This window comes from uncultured Gimesia sp., assembly GCF_937910335.1.
Classification (GTDB): Bacteria; Planctomycetota; Planctomycetia; order Planctomycetales; family Planctomycetaceae; genus Gimesia.
On record NZ_CALEMX010000037.1, the window covers coordinates 1 to 3,995 of the forward strand.

Sequence of the window (3,995 nt, forward strand, 5' to 3'; positions counted from 1 at the left end):
TTTTGATCATTAGCCGAATGGCGTTAGCCACGGTTCATCCCAAGTTGCAAAGAACCATTGGAAATAAGAAACACGACCTGGCCATTCCGCTCAACTCATATTCACGAACGCACCAGGATAACGTCACAGGTGACCTGATTTCGTATTTCAACCCATCTCGTACTTCAATCACTTGGAATTCGCCGGTCATTCCAAGTAGAATGAAGAATCGTGACAGGAATCTGAAGACCCAGATAGAAATTTAATGCTCCTCAAGGAATTCCGATGCGACAATTTCACCACGTAGGCGTGATTACCGATGATCCACAGCCAGATGAAATCTACGTCTCTGAGACAAAAGTTTTTGTCACCAACCCCAATGAACACCCTTACAAAATTGAATATTTAAGGTTCGAACCCGACAGCCCCGTGACCGGCCCGGTTCGAAACCAGCCGCATATCGCGTTTAAAGTTCCCGATCTTGAAAAAGAGATCGAAGGCATGGAAATTCTGCTGGGACCTTTTCAGGCAATGGAAAATTTGAAAGTGGTCTTTGTACTGATCGATGGCGCCGTCTATGAATTCATGGAATTCAGCGAAGGCACAGAATTTGGAGAAATTGATTCATGAGTTTATCATATCGCCGTTTGTCTCTCTGTTTGATCGCGATCGCCATCCTGGGTTTTGGAAATCTCAGTTTTGCGGAAGAAACAAAAACATTACGTATCGGCATTATTGGCCTTGATACTTCGCATTCCAGTAATTTCTCCAAAATCCTGAACGACCCCCAAACGAAATTTGAAGATTTCAAAACGTGTAAAGTAGTCGCCGCCTATCCCAAAGGCAGTAAAGATATCAAAGAGAGCCTGGAGAGTGTACCCAAAATTACAGAGCAGGTCACAAAGCTCGGCGTGGAAATTGTGCCCAGCATCGAAGCCTTACTTTCCAAAGTAGACGCCGTCCTCCTGGAAAGCAATGATGGCCGCGTGCATCTGGAACAGGCCCTTCCCGTTTTGAAAGCAGGTAAACCACTGTTTGTCGATAAACCGATTGCCGGCGATCTGGTGGATGTGATTGCCATTTATGAAGCAGCCAAACACTTCAAAACCCCCGTCTTCAGTTCTTCTTCACTCCGCTACACTGATGGTGCCAAGAAAATTGTTGGCGGATCCGTGGGAGAAATCATCGGCTGTGATGCCTACAGCCCTAGCCCGAAGGAATCGACGCATCCCGATTTCTACTGGTACGGTATTCACGGCGTCGAAACGCTCTATACCGTCATGGGCCCTGGTTGCGAGACCGTGGTTCGCGTGAGTACGCCCAACACAGATCTCGCCATCGGTACCTGGAAACAAGGCAAGATTGGTACCTTTCGCGGACGTCGCAAAGACAATAACAGTTATCAGGGCGGCTACGGCGGAACCGCTTTTGGAACCAAAGGCACCGCACAAATCGGCAGCTTCAGCGGATACGAACCGCTGCTGGTAGAAGTCGTCAAGTTTTTTCGAACGGGAAAAACACCCGTCTCAAATGCAGAATCCGTGGAAATTTACACGTTTATGACGGCCGCCGATATCAGTAAAAGAAAAGCGGGCACACCCGTAAAGCTGCAAGACGTGTATTCCCAGACGTTGAAGGCAGCCAAGAAAAAACTGGCGCCCTATCTGGATTAGCTTGTGTCCAGGTTTACTGTAGCGTCTCCAAGGCCATTTAAAACGAGTATCATAGAATGAAAGACGCTATGGTCAATTGGGATGCGCTCTAACCTTGAGGCTAAACGAGTACCGTTTTTTCAGATGCACAGATTTCTGCAATTAAGCCCACCATTACCTTGCGCTCTACCGGCTTCTTTAAATAATCATTACAGCCTGCATCAATGCACTTTTGACGGTCTCCTTCCATCGCGTTAGCCGTCAATGAAATGATGGGGCTTGTGTAACCGAGTTCGCGAATTTTCTTCGTGGCTTCATAACCATCCATAATCGGCATCTGTATATCCATCAGAATTATATCATACTCCAGACCGCCCTCCATCGATTTCAAAGCTGACTGGTATGCCACTTCACCGTTTTCAGCGAGACATACATTCGCACCAGCCTTCTTTAAAATGAAGGAAATCAGCCTTTGATTATCTGGGCCATCCTCGGCCAGGAGTATTTTTAATCCTTCTAAGGACTTTTCAGTAGTGGCGGGATATTCGGTCTTATCTTGCTCAGACGCTTGAACATCTTGTAAATTCTGAGCTGAAAAATCCTGTATTAATTCAACATTCTCCAGACTTCCGGAACTAACAGTGGCACTAAATTGGGAGCCTTGATTGTGTTCACTGGAAACTGTGATATCCCCGCCTAACATTTCTGCCAGACGTTTACAGATCGTCAGACCTAATCCCGTTCCACCATATTTCCTGGTTGTCGAAGAGTCAGCCTGAGTAAACGGACGGAATAGATTTGCCATTTGAGTCTCGGTCATACCAATCCCCTGATCGATGACCGTAAATTGGATCTGTGGTTCCTGACCAGGGCTTTCCAAAAGTCGTGTCTCCAGTCGGATCGTTCCGACTTCCGTAAACTTAATGGCATTTCCAAGCAGGTTGATCAGGATTTGCCTGATTCTTGTCGGGTCAGATTTGATTTCAACGGGCAGAGGGAATTGATAACTGGCTTCCAGTTTCAGCCCTTTGGCTTCGGCTCGCACCTGAACCAGTTCCATGACCTCATCCACAATTTTCTTTGGAGAACATGGAATCGATTCAATCTCAATTTTATTCGCCTCAATTTTCGACAGGTCCAGAATATCATTGATCAATTCCATCAAATGCCCACCATTGCGTTTGATGATTTCTAAAGAATCCATAAACAGTTCGGGCATCTTATGTATATTTGCTTCCAGCTCCAGAATTTCGGTGTATCCCAGGATAGCTGTCATCGGAGTGCGTATTTCATGGCTCATATTCGCCAGGAAGGCGCTCTTGGATTCATTCGATGCTTCCGCTTCACGTCGTAATGTTTTCTGATCGCGGAGCAACTGCAGTGCGCGAATGGCATTCCTAACCCGTGCCTTGATTTCCGAATTGGTTGCCGGCTTCGGAATATAGTCAAAAGCCCCATCTTCAAAGGCACGGGAAATTCCTGTTTCATTTAGATGAGAGGTGACCATGATGACGGCAGTCTCATCGACTTTGTAATTTGCGCGAATTTCCTTCAATACGGCAAATCCATCCAAAATCGGCATTTCAACATCGAGTAAAACAATGTCCGGTTTCAGTTCATGAACCTTCTGCCTTGCTTCTTCACCATTTTCGGCGGTAAATAATTGATAATCGTCTTGAGTCAGAGCACTCGAAAGAATACTTCTCACTACGTCAGAATCATCGACAATTAATATCTTGAAAACCTGATTATTCATAAGATTTTTTACTTTTCAGGGGCTTCGTGATACAGAATACAAAACGAAAGAGTAACCACTGAAAATTAGGCCAGAATTTGCCTTTAAGATCTCAAAGAATCGGAAATTACGCAGGTTTCTAACCGAACTAAAGCTTTTTGTTCCAATTAAAACAATTAGACATATTATTCAATAAGTTACACTGAAGTATTCGCCTCATACAAATTATCAGGTTTGTTGTTTTATACCCATTTTTGTTCAGTCGTCTGAAACCCGAAGTGCAGGGATTTCCCTCTTGAGCGTCGCCAGCAGGGCATCAGAGGTACTCCGGTCAAGATGCAGGCGGTGTACTCCCAGACGTTGAAAGCAGCCAGGAAAAAACTGGCTCCCTGTCTGGATTAACCCTGTTTCTATTCCCTGCTCACAAGAGTTCACATTCGTCTAAACGACCGGTTCAGCGTCGCAGGTTTCTGCAATCAGATGAACCAGATGATTCCGATTCACAGGTTTGGTGATGTGTGCGTTACAGCCTGCCTCGATGCATTTTTTAAGGTCGCCTTCCATGACATTTGCCGTTAACCCGCATTTCCCAGATGACTTCCCTCGCTTTGGCACGTAATTTGCGCCAT

The 3,995-nt window shown here is 45.6% G+C and carries 5 protein-coding genes; 3 read left to right on the plus strand and 2 right to left on the minus strand.

Features of this window, described 5'->3' with window-relative positions; genetic code table 11:
- The 3 genes from Q0668_RS01490 to Q0668_RS01500 all read left to right on the plus strand — a co-directional run.
- Positions 1-245 (plus strand): hypothetical protein (locus Q0668_RS01490; protein ID WP_298859241.1); only part of this gene is annotated, 245 nt, incomplete at its 5' end.
- Positions 246-264: 19 nt separating this feature from the next.
- The gene (locus Q0668_RS01495; RefSeq protein WP_298859243.1) at positions 265-609 is read left to right on the plus strand and encodes a hypothetical protein; all 345 of its coding nucleotides are present in this window, start codon (positions 265-267) and stop codon (positions 607-609) included.
- The gene (locus Q0668_RS01500) at positions 606-1,652 is read left to right on the plus strand and encodes a Gfo/Idh/MocA family oxidoreductase (RefSeq protein ID WP_298859245.1); all 1,047 of its coding nucleotides are present in this window, start codon (positions 606-608) and stop codon (positions 1,650-1,652) included. Before Q0668_RS01495 ends, Q0668_RS01500 begins: the two co-directional genes overlap by 4 nt.
- 100 nt (positions 1,653-1,752) lie before the next feature.
- On the opposite strand, the gene Q0668_RS01505 is transcribed toward Q0668_RS01500, so the two are convergent.
- Both Q0668_RS01505 and Q0668_RS01510 read right to left on the minus strand, forming a co-directional pair.
- The gene (locus Q0668_RS01505) at positions 1,753-3,387 is read right to left on the minus strand and encodes a response regulator (protein WP_298859247.1); all 1,635 of its coding nucleotides are present in this window, start codon (positions 3,385-3,387) and stop codon (positions 1,753-1,755) included.
- A gap of 420 nt (positions 3,388-3,807) precedes the next feature.
- The coding region (locus Q0668_RS01510) for a hypothetical protein (RefSeq protein WP_298859249.1) at positions 3,808-3,995 on the minus strand (188 nt) is incomplete at its 5' end.